The 19,808-nt window shown below is 58.3% G+C and carries 22 protein-coding genes; 18 read left to right on the forward strand and 4 right to left on the reverse strand.

Annotated elements, in window-relative coordinates; genetic code table 11:
- The first annotated feature begins 8 nt into the window (after positions 1–8).
- The 5 genes from DA915_RS25540 to dnaQ are packed head-to-tail and all read left to right on the forward strand — an operon-like array spanning position 9 to position 3,613.
- On the forward strand, positions 9–830 hold the full coding sequence (locus DA915_RS25540) for a pyruvate, water dikinase regulatory protein (RefSeq protein ID WP_107677690.1): 822 nt from the start codon (positions 9–11) through the stop codon (positions 828–830).
- A gap of 31 nt (positions 831–861) precedes the next feature.
- Positions 862–1,461 carry a Maf-like protein gene (locus tag DA915_RS25545; protein ID WP_107677691.1) on the forward strand — a complete coding sequence of 200 codons (600 nt, stop codon included), beginning with the start codon at positions 862–864 and terminating at the stop codon, positions 1,459–1,461.
- Positions 1,454–2,314, forward strand: a complete 861-nt coding sequence (locus DA915_RS25550; protein ID WP_107677692.1) for a shikimate dehydrogenase — start codon at positions 1,454–1,456, stop codon at positions 2,312–2,314. Before DA915_RS25545 ends, DA915_RS25550 begins: the two co-directional genes overlap by 8 nt.
- On the forward strand, positions 2,314–2,922 hold the full coding sequence (coaE, locus tag DA915_RS25555) for a dephospho-CoA kinase (protein WP_107677693.1): 609 nt from the start codon (positions 2,314–2,316) through the stop codon (positions 2,920–2,922). The genes DA915_RS25550 and coaE overlap by 1 nt, the downstream gene beginning before the upstream one ends.
- Complete coding sequence (dnaQ, locus tag DA915_RS25560; RefSeq protein ID WP_107677694.1) at positions 2,915–3,613, forward strand: DNA polymerase III subunit epsilon; 699 nt, start codon at positions 2,915–2,917, stop codon at positions 3,611–3,613. Before coaE ends, dnaQ begins: the two co-directional genes overlap by 8 nt.
- 98 nt (positions 3,614–3,711) lie before the next feature.
- On the opposite strand, the gene secB is transcribed toward dnaQ, so the two are convergent.
- Positions 3,712–4,194 carry a protein-export chaperone SecB gene (gene secB / locus DA915_RS25565; RefSeq protein WP_004444254.1) on the reverse strand — a complete coding sequence of 161 codons (483 nt, stop codon included), beginning with the start codon at positions 4,192–4,194 and terminating at the stop codon, positions 3,712–3,714.
- A 102-nt stretch (positions 4,195–4,296) separates the two neighbouring features.
- Positions 4,297–4,845 (reverse strand): FxsA family protein, encoded by a 549-nt coding sequence (locus DA915_RS25570; protein ID WP_107677695.1) that lies wholly within the window; start codon positions 4,843–4,845, stop codon positions 4,297–4,299.
- Between the two features lie 140 nt (positions 4,846–4,985).
- Between DA915_RS25570 and DA915_RS25575 the strand changes: the two genes are divergently transcribed.
- From DA915_RS25575 to gyrB, 5 genes are all read left to right on the forward strand, one after another.
- Positions 4,986–5,684: a Tim44/TimA family putative adaptor protein gene (locus DA915_RS25575; protein ID WP_003505341.1), complete on the forward strand. Its 699-nt coding sequence runs from the start codon at positions 4,986–4,988 to the stop codon at positions 5,682–5,684.
- Complete coding sequence (locus tag DA915_RS25580; RefSeq protein ID WP_107677696.1) at positions 5,681–6,790, forward strand: murein transglycosylase A; 1,110 nt, start codon at positions 5,681–5,683, stop codon at positions 6,788–6,790. Before DA915_RS25575 ends, DA915_RS25580 begins: the two co-directional genes overlap by 4 nt.
- Positions 6,790–7,359 (forward strand): Smr/MutS family protein, encoded by a 570-nt coding sequence (locus DA915_RS25585; RefSeq protein WP_107677697.1) that lies wholly within the window; start codon positions 6,790–6,792, stop codon positions 7,357–7,359. Before DA915_RS25580 ends, DA915_RS25585 begins: the two co-directional genes overlap by 1 nt.
- Positions 7,356–7,721 carry a helix-turn-helix domain-containing protein gene (locus DA915_RS25590; RefSeq protein WP_107677698.1) on the forward strand — a complete coding sequence of 122 codons (366 nt, stop codon included), beginning with the start codon at positions 7,356–7,358 and terminating at the stop codon, positions 7,719–7,721. The genes DA915_RS25585 and DA915_RS25590 overlap by 4 nt, the downstream gene beginning before the upstream one ends.
- Before the next feature lie 156 nt (positions 7,722–7,877).
- Positions 7,878–10,313, forward strand: coding sequence for a DNA topoisomerase (ATP-hydrolyzing) subunit B (gyrB, locus tag DA915_RS25595; RefSeq protein WP_003505346.1), 2,436 nt, complete (start codon positions 7,878–7,880; stop codon positions 10,311–10,313).
- A 105-nt stretch (positions 10,314–10,418) separates the two neighbouring features.
- On the opposite strand, the gene DA915_RS25600 is transcribed toward gyrB, so the two are convergent.
- The gene (locus tag DA915_RS25600; RefSeq protein ID WP_099085781.1) at positions 10,419–11,021 is read right to left on the reverse strand and encodes a nitroreductase family protein; all 603 of its coding nucleotides are present in this window, start codon (positions 11,019–11,021) and stop codon (positions 10,419–10,421) included.
- A 128-nt stretch (positions 11,022–11,149) separates the two neighbouring features.
- Here DA915_RS25600 and DA915_RS25605 point away from each other — a divergent pair, with 128 nt between their 5' ends.
- The 8 genes from DA915_RS25605 to DA915_RS25640 all read left to right on the forward strand — a co-directional run bounded on the left by DA915_RS25605 (position 11,150) and on the right by DA915_RS25640 (position 19,406).
- Positions 11,150–11,992, forward strand: coding sequence for a fumarylacetoacetate hydrolase family protein (locus DA915_RS25605; RefSeq protein ID WP_107677699.1), 843 nt, complete (start codon positions 11,150–11,152; stop codon positions 11,990–11,992).
- Between the two features lie 124 nt (positions 11,993–12,116).
- The gene (locus DA915_RS25610) at positions 12,117–13,349 is read left to right on the forward strand and encodes a polyhydroxyalkanoate depolymerase (protein WP_233282912.1); all 1,233 of its coding nucleotides are present in this window, start codon (positions 12,117–12,119) and stop codon (positions 13,347–13,349) included.
- Positions 13,350–13,417: 68 nt separating this feature from the next.
- Positions 13,418–14,185: a M48 family metallopeptidase gene (locus DA915_RS25615; protein WP_003505351.1), complete on the forward strand. Its 768-nt coding sequence runs from the start codon at positions 13,418–13,420 to the stop codon at positions 14,183–14,185.
- 102 nt (positions 14,186–14,287) lie between these two features.
- The gene (locus DA915_RS25620; RefSeq protein ID WP_003505352.1) at positions 14,288–14,950 is read left to right on the forward strand and encodes a phosphoribosylanthranilate isomerase; all 663 of its coding nucleotides are present in this window, start codon (positions 14,288–14,290) and stop codon (positions 14,948–14,950) included.
- Position 14,951: 1 nt separating this feature from the next.
- The gene (trpB, locus tag DA915_RS25625; RefSeq protein WP_003505353.1) at positions 14,952–16,172 is read left to right on the forward strand and encodes a tryptophan synthase subunit beta; all 1,221 of its coding nucleotides are present in this window, start codon (positions 14,952–14,954) and stop codon (positions 16,170–16,172) included.
- A gap of 3 nt (positions 16,173–16,175) precedes the next feature.
- Positions 16,176–17,015, forward strand: coding sequence for a tryptophan synthase subunit alpha (gene trpA / locus DA915_RS25630; protein WP_003505355.1), 840 nt, complete (start codon positions 16,176–16,178; stop codon positions 17,013–17,015).
- A gap of 27 nt (positions 17,016–17,042) precedes the next feature.
- Positions 17,043–17,939 carry an acetyl-CoA carboxylase, carboxyltransferase subunit beta gene (gene accD / locus DA915_RS25635; protein WP_107677700.1) on the forward strand — a complete coding sequence of 299 codons (897 nt, stop codon included), beginning with the start codon at positions 17,043–17,045 and terminating at the stop codon, positions 17,937–17,939.
- Positions 17,940–18,026: 87 nt separating this feature from the next.
- Entirely contained in the window at positions 18,027–19,406 is a 1,380-nt protein-coding gene (locus tag DA915_RS25640) for a folylpolyglutamate synthase/dihydrofolate synthase family protein (protein ID WP_371412725.1), read from the forward strand.
- Positions 19,407–19,453: 47 nt separating this feature from the next.
- On the opposite strand, the gene trxA is transcribed toward DA915_RS25640, so the two are convergent.
- Positions 19,454–19,774: a thioredoxin gene (gene trxA / locus DA915_RS25645; protein WP_003505361.1), complete on the reverse strand. Its 321-nt coding sequence runs from the start codon at positions 19,772–19,774 to the stop codon at positions 19,454–19,456.
- Positions 19,775–19,808: the final 34 nt, after the last annotated feature.

The raw sequence follows: 19,808 nt of genomic DNA on the forward strand, positions 1-19,808 counted from the left end.
AAAACAGCGTGGAGAACAAAAAAAGCTTCTTCCATCTGCACCTGATTTCGGACTCAACCGGCGAGACTCTGATGTCGGCCGGTCGTGCCGTCTCGGCCCAGTTCCACGCCTCAATGCCGGTGGAACATGTCTATCCGATGATCCGAAACCAGAAACAGCTCGCGCAGGTGGTCGACCTCATCGACAAGGAGCCGGGCATCGTCCTCTATACCATCGTCGATCAGCAGCTGGCGGAGTTCCTGGATTTGCGCTGTCACGCGATCGGGGTGCCCTGCGTCAACGTCCTCGAACCGATCATTGGTATTTTCCAGACTTATCTCGGTGCGCCGTCCCGACGGCGGGTGGGCGCACAGCACGCCTTGAATGCGGATTATTTTGCCCGGATCGAGGCGCTCAATTTCGCCATGGATCATGATGATGGGCAAATGCCGGAAACCTATGACGAGGCTGATATTGTTATCATCGGCATCAGCCGCACATCAAAAACACCAACCAGCATCTATCTCGCCAACAGGGGAATAAAGACTGCCAATATTCCGGTTGTTCCCAATGTGCCTTTGCCCGAAAGCCTCTATGCCGCCACCCGGCCGCTGATTGTGGGTCTGGTCGCGACATCGGATCGCATATCGCAGGTGCGTGAAAACCGGGAGCTGGGCACGACGGGCGGATTTGACAGCGGGCTTTACACGGATCGCGCCACCATCATGGAAGAGCTGAAATATGCGCGCTCGCTCTGCGCCCGCAATAATTGGCCACTGATTGATGTCACACGCCGCTCCATCGAGGAAACGGCCGCAGCCATCCTTGCCCTCCGCTCGAGGACGCGATAATCCGGATCGCACCATTCGGAGCAGACAGTCGATGAAACAAGAGTTGATCCTCGCCTCGTCCAGCGCATCCCGCCAAATGCTGATGCGCAATGCGGGGCTGACATTTTCGGCAATCCCGGCGGATATTGATGAGCGTGCGCTCGATGAGCAGCTGGAACGAGACGGCGCCAGCCCGGAAGAGGTCGCACTGGAACTTGCCAGGGCCAAGGCTCTTGCGGTTGGCGCGCTCCATCCGGAAGCACTGGTTCTTGGCTGCGACCAGACCATGGCGCTTGGTGCCCGTGTCTATCACAAGCCAAAAACGATGGTGGAGGCCGAAGCGCATCTGCTCTCATTGTCCGGCAAGGTCCATCGTCTGAACAGCGCTGCCGTTCTCGTCCGGCATGGAGAGGTGGTGTGGCAGACCGTTTCCAGCGCCGAGCTAGGCGTTCGAACATTAAGTGCAGAATTTGTCTCCCGTCACCTGAAACGGGTGGGCGAAAAGGCCTTGAGCAGTGTCGGCGCTTACCAGCTTGAGGGAGAGGGAATCCAGCTATTCACCTCAATCGAGGGCGATTATTTCACCATTCTAGGTCTGCCGCTTCTGCCGCTTTTATCGAAACTGCGCGACATGGATGTCATTGATGGCTGATTCACGTGAAACATTAACCATAAATGCCTTCGTTGTCGGTTACCCGATCAAGCATTCGCGGTCGCCTATTATCCATTCTTACTGGTTGAAGAAATTCGGGATTGCCGGTTCGTATAAGGCCGTTGAAGTCTCTCCTGATGATTTCACGAATTTCATTGCAGTGCTGAAGGAAGGCAAGCCGGGCACACCCGTCGGCGGCAATGTCACTATTCCCCATAAGGAAGCGGCCTATCGGCTGGCAGATAAACCCGATGCTCTGGCGGAAGAACTCGGTGCCGCCAACACTGTCTGGATGGAGGAGGGCAGTCTTCGTGCTACCAATACGGATGGTTACGGTTTCGTCGCCAATCTCGATGAACGTCATCCGGGCTGGGACAAGACCGAGCGGGCCGTGGTTTTGGGTGCCGGCGGCGCAAGCCGGGCAGTCATTCAGTCCCTGCGTGATCGCGGTATTGTCGAGATCCACGTCCTCAACCGTACGGTCGAACGTGCGCGTGAACTGGCCGACCGTTTTGGACCGCGGGTCTTTTCCCATCCCCAGGCAGCGCTTCATGAGGTCATGCAGGGCGCCGGGCTTTTCGTGAACACGACATCGCTCGGCATGGATGGAACGGAAGCGCCGCATCTTGATTTTTCGCCGCTGGCCGCCCAGGCCGTCGTGACCGATATCGTCTATGTGCCTTTGAAGACCCCGATCCTGAAGATGGCGGAAAAGCAAGGCATTGCGACGGTTGACGGATTGGGCATGCTGCTTCATCAGGCAAAACCCGGTTTCATGCGATGGTTCGGCAAAATGCCTGAGGTCGATGAAACCCTGCGTTCTCTCATCATCGAGGACATGGAGAAACATTGATGATTGTCATCGGTCTCACCGGCTCGATTGGAATGGGAAAAACGACGACCGCCAAGCTGTTTGCGGGGGAAGGGGTTCCGGTTCTCGATTCGGATGAGGTCGTGCATGGGCTATACCGGAGCGAAGCCGTTCCGCTGATTGAGGCAGCCTTTCCGGGTACCACCGTTTCCGGTGTGGTGGACAGGCAGAAACTCGGCGATGTCTTGCGGAAGAATCCGGCTAATTTTGGCAGACTGGAAGAGATCGTACATCCGCTGGTGCGCAAGAGGCAGGAAGCCTTTCTGGCGGCGGCAAGGAAAGACGATCGGCAATTCGCCCTCCTCGATATTCCCCTGCTGTTCGAAACCGGGGCGGAAAGTCGCGTCGATAAAGTCGTGGTGGTAAGTTGTGCGCCGGAGATTCAGCGAGAGCGGGTTTTGTCCCGTCCTGGCATGACGGAAGAGAAATTCGAAATGATCCTCGCCCGGCAGACGCCCGATGCGGAAAAGCGCCGGCGTGCCGATTTTATCGTCGATTCCGGAAGTGGTGTCGAAGCAGCACGGGATCAGGTAAGAGAGATATTGCAGAAACTGGCCGCTGAGTCGCGCCGCGGAGAGATGAATGCGTGAGATCATTTTCGATACGGAAACCACAGGCCTTGAATCGAAGCTGGACCGCGTGATTGAAATCGGCGGTATCGAGCTGATCAACCACTTTCCTACCGGCCGCACGCTGCATCTCTATATCAGCCCTGAAGATCGCAAGGTTCATCCCGACGCGCTTGCCGTTCACGGCATTACCGACGAGTTTCTGAAAGACAAACCGAAATTCGCCGAGGTCGTCGACCAGATTCGTGACTTCTTCGATGGTGCGCGCTGGGTGGCGCATAATGCCACATTCGACATGGGCTTCATCAATGCGGAATTCGCTCGCCTCGGCATCGAACCGGTGTCCGCCGATCTGGTGACGGACACGCTTTCGCTTGCCCGCCGCAAGCACCCCATGGGGCCGAATTCGCTGGATGCGCTTTGCCGGCGTTACGGCATCGATAATTCCCACCGTACCAAGCACGGCGCACTTCTCGACTCCGAACTGCTGGCCGAAGTCTATATTGAAATGATCGGCGGGCGGCAGACGGCGCTCGGCTTCGGTTCCGCCGCCAAGCAGGAAACCATTGTCATCGAGGATGATGTGCCGCTTGCGCCGCTGCAAAGACCGAGCCCCTTGCCCTCAAGACTGGATGCGGAAACGGTGGCGGCCCATGGCAAGCTCGTTTTCGGCATGGGCGACAAGGCGATCTGGAACCGCTACCAGAATTGACGCCTGCTGAGGCGTTGAAATGGAACTCTGGCCAAAGAAAAACCCGGGCGAGGAACCCGGGTTTTGTTTTATCTGCAATGTAGGGCCTTGGGCACCGCTTAGTTCGGTACAGCCTGAACCTGGGCCTTGGCCTGTTCTTCGGCAACGCGCTGCGCAAACATCTGCGCGAAATCGATCGGGTCGATCATCAGCGGCGGGAAGCCGCCATTGCGGGTGACGTCGGCGATGATCTGGCGGGCGAAGGGGAAGAGCAGGCGCGGGCACTCGATGAACAGCACCGGCAGCATATGCTCCTGCGGGAAACCGGCAATGCGGAACACGCCGCCATAAACCAGCTCGGCCGCAAACAGGACCTTGTCGCCATCCTTGGCTTCCGCATTCAGCGTCAGGACAACGTCGAAATCCGAGCCGGAGATCGGGTTTGCGTTGACGTTGACATTGATGTTGATCGAAGGCGCATTCTCACGGGCCTGAAGCGAACGAGGAGCACCCGGATTTTCGAAGGAAAGATCCTTGATGTACTGGGCAAGAATGTTGAGGGAAGGACTTACTGCGCCCTGTGCACCATTTTCAGCGGTCATTACGTTTCCTCACGGCGTGAATTCGTGGAAGGCGGTCTATCATTTCGACCCGGGGCTTACAACCCTTCGTGATCGGGTCATCGCGATCCATTCCGCCCGAGATCAGGGTTTGGGCAGGTCGCGATCATCAGGTTTGCGCGACCGTGGGGAACCCTTTGGCTCCTCGCGGTGAAACTCCTCCTCGTCGAGATCCACCACCTTCGAATTGCCGGCATGTCCTGGACCGTTGCGAAAGCCGGAAAAATCACCGGGCTGAGGACCGGATTGCTGGCCGGATTGCCGAAACGAACCCGCAACGACGACCCGCGGTCCGAAGGCTTTCCAGAAAAACCGCCGTACGATCGGAGACAGAAGCAGAAGGCCGAGAATGTCGGTAATGAAGCCGGGAATGATAAGCAGGATCCCGGCAACGACGCGCATGGCGCCATTCACCAGTTCATCCGCCGGCTGCGCGCCGGTGCGGCCCGCATCCTGAAGGTTTCTCACCATGCCGATGCCGCCGAGACGTAGGATCAGGAGCCCCAGAAACGACGTGAACAAGACAAGCGCCAATGTCAGCCACAAGCCGATCGCTTTGCCGACGATAATGAAGCCGGCAATTTCGAGAATGGGCATCATCAGGATGACGATGGGGAGAAAGGAAAAACGCATCTTCTAGCCTTGCGTGTGCATCTCTGGCAGATTGCCGGTTCCCGGGACACCGATGATTGAATCTGCACATTTGAATGATGATAAGATGCAGACTATATGATGGTGAGGTTTTCGAATTTAAATGGCGGTTTTGGTAAAACATGGGCTTTAGCGACTTTATCACATTGTTTTTTCTCGTTGCAGCGGTGCTGATCTTCTTTCAGCTGCGCAGTGTCCTTGGCCGCCGCACGGGCAATGAGAAGCCGCCATTCGACCCCTATAGCCCGCGAGATGTGGCAAAGGGCCCCGTTGCAGATGATAACAAGGTCGTGACCTTGCCGAAACGCAGCGAGGCAGAGGATGAGAACCGCTTTGCCGAGGCGGATGCGCTAGCGCCCGTCGATAGCCCACTCAATGCATCGCTGCGTGAGGTGATGACCAGGGACCCGTCCTTCGGTCCCAAGGAATTCCTGAACGGCGCTCGCATGGCTTATGAAATGATCGTCATGGGTTTTGCCGATGGCGATCGAAAGACGCTCAAGAACCTTCTGTCGAAGGAGGTTTTCGATGGTTTCGAAGCGGCGATTTCAGAGCGGGAAGGTCGTGGCGAGGTGGTGAAGTCCACCTTCGTGGGCATCGAGAAAGCAGATATTACCCAGGCCGGTGTGCGCGATTCCGAAGTGCAGATCACCTTGAGGATCATCAGCCAGCTGATTTCGGCGACCTATGACAAGGACGGCAAGCTGGTGGATGGCGATCCGGATACGGTTGCGGAGGTGGATGATATCTGGACCTTCTCGCGCGATATCCGCTCGCGTGATCCGAACTGGAAGCTGATCGCTACCGAATCCGAGCAATGACCGCGCCCTTTTCGATCGAGGAAGTTTCTTTCAGCGACCTGCCCGGATGGCGGCAAGACGATCCGGGCAAGCTTTTTCCCGCGATGGCGACAATCCTGTCGCATCTTCGGAACGCAAAACCCTACAGGACCGGCGCGCTCGGGGTCACGGCGGCGGAACTTGTTTCGCTTCTGGAAATTGCTGAGAAAAACCCAGCAAACAGTCCGGAGCAAGCGCGCCGGTTTTTCGAAACCAATTGCGTGCCTTTCAGGATTTCTTCGGCTCCGGGAAAAAGCGGTTTCGTAACCGCCTTTTACGAACCCGAATTGGAAGTGTCATCTGAACCCGACGACATCTGGCGTTATCCGATTTACCGCCGGCCGCCCGAACTGGTGGATATCGACGATACCAATCGGCCCGCTGGCTTCGATCCGTCCTATGCTTTCGGCGGGGCGGATGAGGACGGTATTTCCTATTTTCCCGACCGCCAGGCGATCGATGAAGGGCATCTGGAGGGCAGGGGCCTTGAGATCGCCTGGGCGAGATCGAAGGTCGACCTGTTTTTTGTCCATGTGCAGGGTGCGGCGCGTCTGGTTTTTCCTGATGGCGCGGTAAAGCGCATCACCTATGCGGCCAAGGCCGGGCATCCTTTTTCGCCGATTGGCCGCCTGCTTCTTGATCGCGGGGAACTTGATCCGAAAACCGTATCGATGCAGACGATCCGCAAATGGCTCGCTGACCATCCCGACGAGGTGGATGGGGTGTTATGGCATAACCGCTCCTACATTTTTTTCCGGGAGGCGAATGTCGCAGATCTGGATATGGGGCCGATTGCCGCCGCAAAGGTGCCGCTCGTCGCGGGGCGGGCGCTTGCGGTGGACAGGCTCATCCACACGTTCGGGCTTCCCTTCTTCATCCATTCACCGTCGCTTACCCATCTCGATGGTGGAAAACCTTTCGCGCGGCTGATGCTGGCGCTCGATACGGGTTCAGCCATTGTCGGCCCGGCCCGTGGCGATATCTTCACCGGCTCCGGTTTCGAAGCAGGAGAGCTTGCCGGTACGGTGCGCAATGAGGCCGAGTTTTATATACTGATACCGCGGGTTGCTGCGGAGAGGTATCGGTGATGAAGAGCAGTCGCAAGCTTGGCAAGGAAGAGCGCATTCTGTGGGGAAAGGTCGCAAAAACCACGCGGCCGATCTCCGGCAGACTGGAAGACTTGCTGGCTTTCGAGGACATGGAGGAGCCTCCGGTTGAACCCGAGGTTTCCCAGGCCGGCAAGAGTAGCTTCCCGCGCATGCTTGCCGAGCCGGCCGAGCCGCCGTCAGCGGCTCCGGACAAAAAGCCGAAAATTCATCAGCCGATGGAAAAACCGGTCAAGCGCAAGCTCACGCGCGGCCGGCTGCCGCTGGAAGGGCGGATCGATCTGCACGGCATGTTCCAGAGCGAAGCCCATGCGGTGCTGCTTGATTTTCTGTTGCGCGCGCATGAACGGGGTCTCAGGCATGTGCTCGTCATAACGGGCAAGGGGCGTTCCATTGGCAGCGATGGCGCGTTGAAAAGGGCGGTGCCCATGTGGTTTTCCAAACCGGAATATCGCCACCTGATTTCATCCTATGAGGATGCATCCGCCAATCACGGCGGCGATGGCGCGCTTTATGTGCGGCTGGCGCGTCGGCGGGGTGAAAAATCATGACGCCCTTTGCGGAGGCCGTGCGGCAGCTTCGTGAACGCAAGGGCGTGACGCAGAAACAAATGGCCGCCGCCATCGGCGTGTCGCCGGCTTATCTTTCGGCGCTCGAGCATGGCAAGCGCGGTAAGCCGAGCTTTGATCTGCTGCAGCGCATCGCCGGATATTTCAACATCATCTGGGACGAGGCGGAGGAATTGTTCTTTCTGGCCGGCTCGTCCGACCCGAAAGTGGTGATCGACACCATCGGCCTGCCGCCGCAATATACGGCTTTCGCCAACCGTCTCGCACGGGATATTCGCAAGCTGCCGCCGAGTGTGATAGAGGAACTGTCAGCCTTGCTGCAAAAAAGCCGTTCTTGCGATTGAAACCCCTCTATCCCCTGCTTTATTCAGCATCCTGAAGCATGCGGCCTTTGGGATTGGGTGTAGAATTTCTATAGTCGCATGTCGGATTTGAGTGATTCGCTGGCTTCAGGCCTTCTCACTGGAAACCTGGCCAGGAAAACTTTGGAAAGAGTACTTATGACCGAAACATCGTCAAGCGAAGTCGGCGCGAATGCGGAATATGGAGCCGATTCGATCAAGGTTCTCAAGGGCCTTGATGCCGTGCGCAAACGGCCCGGCATGTATATCGGTGATACCGATGACGGTTCCGGCCTGCATCACATGGTCTATGAAGTCGTCGACAATGCCATCGACGAGGCTCTCGCCGGTCATGCCGATCTGGTGACGGTGACGCTGAACGCCGATGGCTCCGTGACGGTGACGGATAACGGACGCGGCATTCCGACCGACATCCATTCTTCCGAAGGCGTTTCCGCCGCCGAAGTCATCATGACCCAGCTGCATGCTGGCGGTAAATTCGACCAGAATTCCTACAAGGTGTCCGGCGGCCTGCATGGCGTGGGCGTGTCGGTGGTCAATGCGCTCTCGGTCTGGCTGAAGCTCAGAATCCGCCGCAATGGCAAGCTGCATGAAATCGGCTTCACCCATGGCGTTGCCGATGCGCCGCTTTCCGTCATTGGCGAATATGAAGGCCGTTCGGGCACGGAAGTCACCTTCCTCGCAAGCCCGCAAACCTTCACCATGACGGACTATGATTATGGAACGCTGGAGCATCGCCTGCGCGAGCTCGCATTCCTGAATTCCGGCGTGCGCATCCTGCTCACCGACAAGCGCCATTCTGATATCAAGCAGGAAGAGCTGCTGTATGATGGCGGCCTCGAAGCCTTCGTCCGTTATCTCGACCGTGCCAAGAAGCCGCTGGTGGACAAGCCTGTCGCCATCAAGGGCGAAAAGGACGGCATTACGGTTGAGGTCGCGCTCTGGTGGAACGACAGCTACCACGAGAACGTGCTCTGCTTTACCAACAACATTCCCCAACGCGACGGCGGCACCCATATGGCCGGTTTCCGCGCGGCGCTGACCCGTCAGGTAACCTCCTATGCCGAAACTTCCGGCATCCTGAAAAAGGAAAAGGTAAGCCTGCAGGGTGAGGACTGCCGCGAAGGTCTGACGGCCATTCTTTCCGTCAAGGTTCCCGACCCCAAGTTTTCCTCGCAGACGAAGGACAAGCTCGTTTCGTCCGAAGTGCGTCCGGTCGTGGAAAGCCTCGTCAACGAAGCGCTCTCCACCTGGCTGGAAGAACATCCGTCCGACGCGAGAATCCTCGTCGGCAAGGTGGTGGAAGCGGCGGTTGCCCGCGAAGCTGCCCGCAAGGCGCGCGAACTGACGCGCCGCAAGGGTGCGCTCGATATCGCCTCTCTGCCCGGCAAGCTTGCCGACTGCTCCGAGCGCGATCCGGCGAAATCCGAACTTTTCCTCGTTGAGGGTGACTCCGCTGGCGGTTCGGCCAAGCAGGGCCGCTCGCGCGAAACGCAGGCGATCCTGCCGCTGCGCGGCAAGATCCTCAATGTCGAACGCGCCCGTTTCGACAAGATGCTGTCCAGCCAGGAAATCGGCACGCTGATCACGGCACTTGGCACGTCCATCGGCAAGGATGAGTTCAACGCCGACAAGCTGCGTTACCACAAGATCATCATCATGACGGATGCTGACGTCGACGGCGCTCACATCCGTACCCTGCTGTTGACCTTCTTCTTCCGCCAGATGCCGGAACTGATCGAGCGCGGCCATCTCTATATCGCCCAGCCGCCGCTTTATAAGGTCACGCGTGGCAAATCCGTGCAGTACCTCAAGGATGAAAAGGCGCTGGAAGAGTACCTGATCTCCATGGGTATCGAGGAAGCATCGCTGACCCTCGGCTCTGGCGAAGTGCGCGTCGGCGCCGATCTTCGCGAAGTCATTCTGGATGCGTTGCGCATGCGCTCGCTGATCGACGGGCTGCATTCCCGTTACAGCCGCTCGATCGTGGAACAGGCTGCCATTGCCGGCGCGCTGAACCCCGAGCTTTCGGCCGATGCCGCCCGCGCCGAAGAAACCGTTGCCGAAGTGGCGCGGCGTCTCGACATGATTGCGGAAGAAACCGAACGCGGCTGGTCCGGCACCGTGCTGCAGGATGGCGGTTTGCGCTTCGAGCGCATGGTGCGTGGCGTCAAGGAAGTCTCGACGCTGGATATGGGCCTGCTCGGTTCGGCCGATGCCCGCCATATCGATCAGCTCGCGGCCCGCACGCGCGATATCTACGTCACGCCGCCGGTCCTGCAACGCAAGGATGGCACGATGGAACTGGCTGGTCCGCGCGCGCTGCTGGATGCGATTTTCGCGGCCGGGCGCAAGGGTCTTTCCATGCAGCGCTACAAGGGTCTTGGCGAAATGAATGCCGAGCAGCTGTGGGAAACGACGCTTGACGCCAATGTTCGCTCGCTTCTGCAAGTCAAGGTCAACGACGCCACCGATGCTGACGGCCTGTTTGCCCGCCTGATGGGTGACGAAGTGGAGCCGCGCCGCGACTTCATCCAGGAAAATGCGCTGAGCGTTGCAAACCTCGACATTTAATCCTGTGGAGCAGTTCGCGTAACGATTCACGTGAAACGAAACTTTAACAAAAGGCCCGGCGGTCAATTTCCGCCGGGCCTTTTGTTTTGTGCGGACAAGCTGATATCAGTCGGTCTTGCCCGTGAAGCGTCCTTCAAAAGCCACGTCTGAAAGAGGCAGACGCTTGCTCGGTACTTCCCGTTCCGCCAGATCATCAGGAAGAACGGACTTGTCGGTCAACGTGCCGATGGCGACCCCGGCCTCCACCCTGTAGCCTTCCGGAATATTTAGCCTCTCAACGATTTGGTCTTTCAAGATGCCGGCCATGCCGTGGGCGTGGTACCCGAGCAGATGCGCCTGCATGGCAAGCGAAAACCAGGCAGCACCCGCATCGAAGGAATGGGTCGCGGATGGCTTTTTCTCACCTTCGCGCGAGATGTTATGGTCGCGGGAAATGACGAAGAGCAGCACGGAGGCGTTTTTTGCCCAGCGCTGGTTTCCTTCCATCAGCAGTTCCACGAAGAGCGGCCAGTCTTCACTATCCTTGTGCGCATAGACAAACCGCCATGGCTGATAGTTGGAAGCGGAGGGTGCCCAGTGCGCCGCATCCAGAATGGTCATCAGATGCTGGGGCGGCATGGCGTTGCCGTCGAAGGCGCGGGGAGACCAGCGATCAAGGAAGAGGGGATCAACGGGATATTCGGATTGCCGGGAATTGCTGTTCGTCACGGGCCATGTCCTTTTGATTGACGGGAAGGAAAAGGTATTTTTCGAAACTTGGCGCAGTCAAGGGGTGACAAGTATGAATGCATCGTTCATATATGCATCACCTTGTCTGACAACCGGGAGAGAGTTCCATGAAATTGATGCGTGTTGGCCAGCCCGGCCAGGAAAAACCTGCAATCCTCGACGCGGAAGGAAAAATCCGCGATCTGTCCGCCCATGTGAAAGATATCGGCGGCGACGCCATTTCTCCCGAGGGCCTCAAAAAGATCGCCGCGATCGATCTGAGCACGCTTCCAGTCCTGAACGAAGACCGCATCGGCGCCTGCGTTGCGGGAACCGGAAAATTCATCTGCATCGGCCTTAATTTCTCCGACCATGCCGCCGAAACGGGTGCCACCGTACCGCCGGAACCGGTCATTTTCATGAAGGCGACCTCGGCCATCGTCGGTCCGAATGACAACGTCACCATTCCGCGCGGTTCTGAGAAGACCGACTGGGAAGTCGAGCTCGGTGTTGTCATCGGCAAGACCGCCAAATATGTCTCGGAAGCCGATGCTCTTGACTACGTTGCCGGCTATTGCGTTTCGCATGATGTTTCCGAACGCGCCTTCCAGACGGAGCGTGCCGGCCAGTGGACAAAGGGCAAGTCCTGCGACACCTTTGGCCCCATCGGCCCCTGGCTGGTGACGAAAGAGGAAATTACCGACCCGCAGAACCTCGGCATGTGGCTAAAGGTGAACGGCCAGACCATGCAGGACGGCTCCAGCAAGACCATGGTTTACGGCGTCGCCCACGTTGTCTCCTATCTCAGCCAGTTCATGTCGCTGCATCCCGGCGATGTCATTTCCACCGGCACCCCTCCCGGCGTCGGCATGGGCCTGAAGCCGCCGCGTTACCTGAAGGCGGGTGATGTCGTGGAACTCGGTATCGAGGGCCTCGGTTCCCAGAAGCAGACCTTCGTCGCCGACATCTGATCGCAACGGCGTTCAACGGAAAGTGAGGCGCTGGCGGGAAACCGCCGGCGCCTTCGATTTTGTGCACCTGCGAAAAGCTGCTATGGTTGAAAAAAAGAGCGTGATCGCGAGGGAGGCGTCATCAGTGTTCTACCATCTTTATGAAATGAACCATGCGGCCATGGCGCCGCTGCGCGCCGGTGCCGATATGATGCGCCAGGCCTGCAACAATCCTATGAACCCGCTTTCCAGCACGGCTTTCGGAAGAAGCCTCGATGCCGGCTTCGAGGTTTTCGAACGCCTGACGCGCCGTTATGTCAAACCGGAATTCGGCCTTGCCACGACTATTGTCGATGGAGAGACCGTTACCGTTGCTGAAGAGACCGTCTGGTCGCGTCCGTTCTGCAATCTCGTCCATTTCAAAAAAGAGATCGATCCTGCCCGCCAACCTGAGCCGAAGGTGCTGCTGGTGGCGCCGATGTCCGGCCATTATGCGACCCTGCTGCGCGGCACCGTGGAGGCGCTGCTGCCTTCGGCCGATATTTACATTACCGATTGGGTCGATGCCCGCATGGTGGCAACGAGCGATGGGACCTTCGATCTCGACGATTACATCAGTTATGTCATCGAGATGCTGCGCGAGATAGGTCCGGGCGCGCATGTGGTCGCCGTCTGTCAACCGTCCGTGCCTGTTCTGGCCGCCGTTTCGCTTATGGAGGCCGATGGCGATAAATTTGCGCCGGCATCCATGACGCTGATGGGCGGTCCAATCGATACGCGCATCAATCCCACAGCCGTCAATGGTCTCGCCAAGGCGAAGCCGATCGAATGGTTCCGCGATAATGTCGTCATGCAGGTGCCGTGGCCGCAGCCCGCTTTCGGCCGCAATGTCTATCCCGGCTTCCTGCAGCTGTCCGGTTTCATGTCGATGAACCTCGACAAGCACATGACGGCGCATAAGGATTTTTACCTCAACCTCGTCAAGAATGACGGCGATTCCGCCGAAAAGCACCGCGAATTTTACGATGAATATCTGGCCGTCATGGATCTGACGGCGGAGTTTTATCTGCAGACGGTGGAAACCGTCTTCATCGACCATGCGCTTCCGAAGGGAAAGATGCTGCACCGGGGCAGGGCGGTCGATCCCGCCGCCATTCGCAATGTCGCATTGTTCACCGTGGAAGGGGAGAATGACGATATTTCAGGCGTCGGCCAGACAAAGGCGGCCCATGATCTCTGCAGTAACCTGCCTGAAGACAAACGCGCCCATTACATGCAGCCGGATGTCGGCCACTATGGCGTCTTCAACGGCTCACGCTTCCGGAAGGAAATCGTGCCGCGCATGCTGGATTTTATCCACAAACACCAGACTGCCTGACGTAAGATGGTGTGTGGTGTCATGCATTTGCGTGGCCAAGCGACGGACGAATCGGCTATGAAGGGTTCATGTTTTCGCTCCTCAGAAAATCCCTGAAGTCACCGGCGCCAAAGAAGGTTGCGCCGAGCCAGCGCACCGTCGCGGTGGCGGGCCGGCAGGTGCCGATCACGGTCAGGGAAAATCCGCGGGCCACGCGCATCACCTTGCGCATCGAACCGGGCGGCCGGGCGTTGAAGCTGACGATCCCGATGGGCCTGCATCACCGCCAGGTGGATGATTTTCTCGAGAGGCATCAGGGCTGGCTGGAAGGCAAGCTTCTGAAATTCAGCCTCGATGACGGTTTGCGTCCGGGCGCTACCATCGATATCAGAGGCATATCCCACCGCATTGACCATACCGGCAGCCTGCGAGGGCTGACACATATCGCGAAAGACGCCGATGGCGTCGACGTTCTGAAAGTCAGCGGCGCGCCGGAACATCTGAGACGACGGATCGCGACATTCCTGAAAAAGGAAGCGAAGGCCGATCTGGAACGGCTTGTCGCCGTTCATGCCAGCGCTGCCGGCCGGCCGGTGCGGTCCATCAGCATGAAGGATACACGTAGCCGCTGGGGCTCCTGTTCCCATGATGGAAACTTGAGCTTTTCCTGGCGTATCGTCATGGCCCCGGAAAAGGTCATCGATTATCTTGCCGCCCATGAGGTCGCGCATCTGAGCGAAATGAACCACGGTCCGAAATTCTGGGCCTTGTGTGAAAAGCTGTGCCCGCACACCAATGAGGCCAAGGACTGGCTGAAACGCCACGGCTCCAAACTTCACGCCATCGATTTCGATTGAAACCTGCGGCACGGATCGCCATCTGGATTCACGTGAAACATTCCATCGGGAATGGGTGCGATTTGGCTCGACTCTTGTCGCATTTCATGTCAGGTCGCGGGTATGAAACCGGATATCAAGATTTGCGGATTGAAGACACCGGAAGCGCTGGAGCGTGCCGTCAGGCGCGGTGCGTCCCATGTCGGTTTTATTTTCTTTGAAAAAAGCCCGCGCAACATCGAGCCCGATATTGCCGGCAGGCTGGCGGAAGCCGCCCGTGGCGCCGCCAAGGTGGTCGCGGTCACCGTCGATGCCGATAATGATTATCTCGATGAAATCGTTGATCTCGTAAAACCGGATATCCTGCAGCTGCATGGCAATGAAAGCCCGGAACGGTTGCTGAACATCAAGGCGCTTTATGGCCTGCCCGTCATGAAGGCGATTTCCATTCGCGACGCCGCTGATCTTGCCAAAATCGACCCTTATATTGGAATAGCCGATCGTTTTCTGCTGGATGCCAAGGCGCCGGCGGGCTCCGACCTGCCGGGTGGTAATGGCGTCTCGTTCGACTGGACCATCCTGCGATCACTTGACGGAAGCATCGATTACATGCTTTCCGGAGGGTTGAACAAGGACAATGTCGCTGAGGCTCTGGCGGAAACCAAGGCAAGCGGACTAGATTTGTCGTCCGGTGTCGAAAGCGCGCCGGGCATCAAGGATCTGTCCATGATCGATGCATTTTTTGATGTGGTGAATGATTGGTCGAAAGGCCCAAAGGGAGCTTGAAGTGAACGACGCGCCAACACCCAATTCTTTTCGTGCTGGTCCTGATGAGGACGGCCGTTTCGGTATTTACGGAGGTCGCTTCGTTGCCGAAACGCTGATGCCGCTCATTCTGGATTTGCAGGCGGAATGGGACAAGGCCAAGACCGATCCCGCGTTTCAGGCGGAACTCAAGCATCTCGGCGCGCACTATACCGGTCGCCCGAGCCCGCTTTATTTCGCGGAACGCCTGACGGCGGAACTTGGTGGCGCGAAGATCTATTTCAAGCGCGAAGAGCTGAACCACACCGGCTCGCACAAGATCAACAATTGCCTCGGCCAGATCCTGCTTGCCAAGCGCATGGGCAAGACCCGCATCATCGCGGAAACCGGCGCCGGCCAGCACGGCGTTGCCTCCGCAACGGTGGCAGCACGTTTCGGTCTTCCCTGTGTCGTTTATATGGGCGCGACGGACGTAGCCCGTCAGGCCCCGAACGTCTTCCGCATGAAGCTTCTGGGCGCCGAGGTGAAACCGGTGACAGCAGGTCATGGCACGCTCAAGGACGCCATGAACGAGGCCCTGCGTGACTGGGTTACCAATGTCGAGGATACCTATTATCTGATCGGCACCGCGGCCGGCCCGCATCCCTATCCGGAAATGGTTCGCGATTTCCAGGCGGTCATCGGCGAGGAAGCCAAGGCGCAGATGCTGGAGGCGGAAGGCCGCCTGCCGGATCTGGTCATTGCGGCTGTCGGCGGCGGTTCGAACGCCATCGGCATCTTCCATCCTTTCCTCGATGACAAGAATGTCCGCATCGTCGGCGTCGAGGCGGGCGGCAAGGGCCTTTCCGGTGACGAGCATTGCGCTTCGATCACGGCCGGTTCGCCGGGCGTGCTGCATGGCAACCGCACCTATCTGCTTCAGGACGAGGATGGCCAGATCAAGGAAGGTCATTCCATTTCCGCCGGTCTCGATTATCCCGGCATCGGCCCGGAACATTCCTGGCTGAACGATATCGGCCGCGTGGAATATGTGCCGATCATGGACCATGAGGCGCTGGACGCCTTCCAGATGCTGACCCGCCTCGAAGGCATCATTCCGGCTCTCGAGCCGAGCCACGCTTTGGCAGAGGTCATCAAGCGCGCGCCAAAGATGGGCAAGGATGAAATCATCCTGATGAACCTCTCCGGCCGTGGTGACAAGGATGTCCACACCGTCAGCAAGTTCCTTGGAATGGATGTATAGATCATGACTGCACGTATGGACAAGCGCTTTGCCGATCTGCGCGCTGAAAATCGCCCGGCCCTGATTACCTATTTCATGGGCGGCGACCCGGATTTCCAGACCTCGCTCGGCATCATGAAAGCGCTGCCGGAAGCCGGTGCTGACGTCATCGAACTCGGCATGCCCTTTTCCGACCCGATGGCGGATGGTCCGGCCATTCAGCTGGCCGGCCAGCGCGCGCTGAAGGGCGGACAGACGCTGAAGACCACGCTCGATCTCGCCCGCGAGTTCCGCAGGCAAGACGATGCAACACCCATCGTGCTGATGGGCTATTATAATCCGATCTATATCTATGGCGTCGAAAAGTTTTTGGACGACGCGCTGGCGGCTGGCATCGATGGCCTGATCGTAGTCGATCTTCCGCCGGAAATGGACGATGAACTCTGCATACCGGCGCTTGCGCGCGGCATCAACTTCATCCGTCTCGCTACCCCGACTACGGATGGCAAGCGCCTGCCGACCGTCCTTAAAAATACCTCAGGTTTCGTTTATTACGTTTCGATGAACGGTATCACCGGTTCGGCGCTTCCCGATCCCTCGTTGATCTCGGGCGCTGTCGGTCGTATCAAGGCGCATACGGAACTGCCGGTCTGTGTCGGTTTTGGTGTCAAGACGGCCGATCATGCAAAAGCGATCGGCGCGGTGGCAGATGGCGTTGTGGTCGGTTCGGCCATCGTCAACCAGATTGCTGGCAGCCTGACCAAGGACGGGCAGGCGACCGCCGATACCGTGCCGGCCGTTACGACGCTGGTAAAAGGACTTTCAACGGGCGTGCGTGCGTCGCGCCTTGCCGCTGCGGAATAAGCGCGCGGCCCAGTCAGGAGTAGACAGTTGAACTGGATCACTAATTACGTTCGGCCGCGGATCAATTCCATGCTTGGCCGCCGCCCGGAGGTTCCGGAGAACCTGTGGATCAAGTGCCCGGAAACGGGCGAAATGGTCTTCCACAAGGACCTGGAAGACAACAAGTGGGTCATCCCGGCTTCCGGTTACCATATGAAGATGCCGGCCAAGGCGCGCCTTGCCGATCTTTTTGATGGTGGCGTCTATGAGGCCCTGGTCCAGCCGAAGGTAGCGCAGGACCCTCTGAAGTTCCGCGATTCCAAGAAATACACCGACCGTCTGCGTGACAGCCGCACGAAAACCGAGCAGGAAGACACGATCCTTGCCGGTGTCGGCCACTTGAAGGGCCTGAAGATCGTTGCCGTCGTGCATGAATTCCAGTTCATGGGCGGTTCGCTCGGCATCGCCGCCGGCGAAGCCATCGTCAAGGCCTTTGAGCGTGCGATTTCCGAGCGTTGCCCGCTCGTCATGTTCCCGGCCTCCGGCGGGGCGCGCATGCAGGAAGGCATTCTTTCGCTGATGCAGCTGCCGCGCACCACGGTTGCGGTAAACATGCTGAAAGAGGCAGGCATGCCCTATATCGTGGTTCTGACGAACCCGACGACGGGTGGTGTTACGGCCTCCTACGCTATGCTGGGTGACGTACATATCGCCGAGCCGGGCGCCGAAATCTGCTTTGCGGGCAAGCGTGTGATCGAGCAGACCATTCGTGAAAAGCTGCCGGAAGGCTTCCAGACCTCGGAATACCTGCTGGAACACGGCATGGTGGATATGGTCGTCGACCGCCGCGAAATCCCGGCCACGCTGGCCAATCTGCTCAAGATCATGACCAAAGCGCCTGCTGACAACGCAAACGCCGTCGTACCGCTGGCGGCTTCGGCCTGAGGAAAAAAATATGTCGCCCGGAGGCATAAACTGCCTTCGGGATGATGCTATACGTTGCATGATTTCATTTTTTGGTGCGGCGGACAAATGGCAAGCAAAACGCCTGAAAGGCGAACGGAAGACATGACGAAGCCCGCGATCGGTGAGGCCGAAAAGATCATTGAAGAGCTGATGCAGCTCCACCCCAAGGGGTTCGATCTTTCACTCGACAGAATTTCCCGTCTTCTCGAAAAACTCGGCAATCCCCAGAACAGAATGCCGCCGGTGATCCATGTGGCCGGCACCAATGGCAAGGGTTCGGTCACGGCCTTCTGCCGTGCCCTGCTGGAGGCGGCAGGGCTTTCCGTCCACGTGCATACATCGCCGCATCTTGTGAACTGGCATGAGCGGTACCGTATCGGCGTGGCCGGCGATAAAGGTCGTTATGTTGAAGACGAGATCTTTGCGGACGCGCTGCGCCGCATTGAAACTGCCAATGCCGGTCAGATGATAACGGTTTTCGAAATTCTGACTGCGGCGATGTTCGTGCTTTTTGCGGAACAACCCGCCGATGCCGCCGTCGTAGAGGTTGGCCTAGGCGGTCGATTCGATGCAACCAATGTAATCAACCACCCAGCCGTCTCCGTCATCATGCCGATCTCGCTCGATCATCAGGCCTATCTCGGTGACCGCGTGGAGCTGATAGCCGCCGAAAAGGCCGGCATCATGAAAAAGGGTTCGCCCGTCGTCATCGGTCATCAGGAATATGATGCGGCGCTCGAAACGCTGATTGCCACGGCGGAGCGGCTCGGTTGCCCGGTATCCGTCTACGGGCAGGATTTTTCCGCCCATGAAGAATTCGGCCGCATGGTTTATCAGGACGAGTTCGGTCTGGCCGATGCGCCGTTGCCACGACTTCCCGGCCGTCACCAGCTTGCCAATGCCGCTGCCGCGATCCGCGCCGTCAAGGCCGCCGGTTTCGAGGTGACGGAACGGATGATCGAAAAGGCCATGACCACGGTGGAATGGCCCGGCCGTTTGCAGCGTATCCTGTCCGGCAAAATCGCTGAAATGGCCCCGAAGGATGCGGAAATCTGGGTCGATGGCGGTCATAATCCCGGCGCGGGCGAGGTTATCGCCGAGGCGATGGCTGGCTTTGAGGAAAAGATGGCACGCCCGCTCTTCATCATTGCGGGCATGATCAACACCAAGGATCCGGTGGGTTATTTCAAGGCCTTCGCCGATATCGCCGAATATGTCTTCACCGTGCCGATCGGCGGCACGGATGCGGCGATCGACCCCGTGGTACTTGCCCATGCCGCCTTCGATGCCGGTCTTGTTGCGGCACCCACCTCGTCTCTCACGCATGCCTTGGAAGAGCTGTCGCGCCGCTTTAATCCCGAAGGACCGGCGCCGCGCATCCTGATCGGCGGCTCGCTTTACCTTGCGGGCAATGCGCTTACCCTGAACGGCACGGTTCCCCAATAAAAAAGCCCGGCATCACTGCCGGGCTTTTTTCATTCCATTGATATTGCTTATGCGGCGCCGGAAATCCAGGCTGAAAGCGCTGTCTTGGGAGCAGCGCCAACCTTGATATCAGCCACTTCGCCGCCCTTGAACATGGCAAGGGTCGGGATCGAGCGCACGCCGAACTGGGCCGCCAGTTCCGGGTTTTCGTCGATGTTGAGCTTTGCGACCTTGACCTTGCCGGCTAGCTCGGACGAAATTTCCTCAAGGCTTGGCGCGATCATCTTGCACGGGCCGCACCATTCGGCCCAGAAATCCACCACGACGGGTTCGGCGGATTCGAGGACTTCGGACTGGAAGTTGGCGGCATCGACTTTTACGGTAGCCATATCTGGCTCTCCTTTCAGCTAATCTTTTCCGCTA

The sequence above is a fragment of the Agrobacterium sp. LAD9 genome, from assembly GCF_003031125.1.
GTDB classification, from domain to species: domain Bacteria; phylum Pseudomonadota; class Alphaproteobacteria; order Rhizobiales; family Rhizobiaceae; genus Agrobacterium; species Agrobacterium radiobacter.